The organism is Vibrio sp. 970 (genome assembly GCF_033339075.1).
Window position 1 is genome coordinate 1 of the sequence record NZ_JAWOTW010000405.1, and the last position, 650, is coordinate 650.

Consider the following 650-nt stretch of genomic DNA (forward strand, 5'->3'; position numbering starts at 1 on the left):
TTAATGACCAAAACTCATGAACTAATGCATGACCTTCGCCTTGGTATGGTTCCCCAGAATACGTGACTTTGAGCTGTGATTTGCCGTCATTTGATTTGAACACGGACAAGTCCATTTCTGTGCACTCGAAGATCAGTGCGTCTTTCAAATTCAGTGCTTCTTTCAGTTTCTTATCTGGGTCGACCAATGTTGCATCACATTCATGGCATATACGAGCGGCAATATCATTATCTGCGCCACATTCGCCGCAATATTTGGCACGAAAACGGTAGCCACAATGTTCGCGTTCGCCCGTGTCTTCATCTTCAAAGTAACCTTGGCAGCGTCGGCCAAAGTGTTCGAGTAAAAAGCCATTGCTGTCCAATTTGCCCCAGAAATTGTTGTTAAATCCGCAAGCAGGGCAAGGAATAGTAATGATCTCGCTGGTGGAGTCGGGTTTTGGATCTCCTACTTCTGGCTGATACAAATCGTAGCTGTTACCCGCGTAATCGAGTACCAGACATTCATTTTTGCCTTCCGATAAACGCAAGCCTCGTCCAACAATTTGTTGATATAAGCTGACCGACTCTGTGGGGCGCAAGATGGCAATCAAATCCACATGAGGCGCGTCAAACCCGGTGGTCAACACAGAGACATTCACCAAGTATTTG

The 650-nt window shown here is 46.2% G+C and carries 1 protein-coding gene; it reads right to left on the bottom strand.

What is annotated here, in order from left to right; all coding sequences use genetic code 11:
* Positions 1–650 (bottom strand): helicase-related protein (locus R7Q11_RS26975; protein ID WP_405532520.1); only part of this gene is annotated, 650 nt, incomplete at both ends.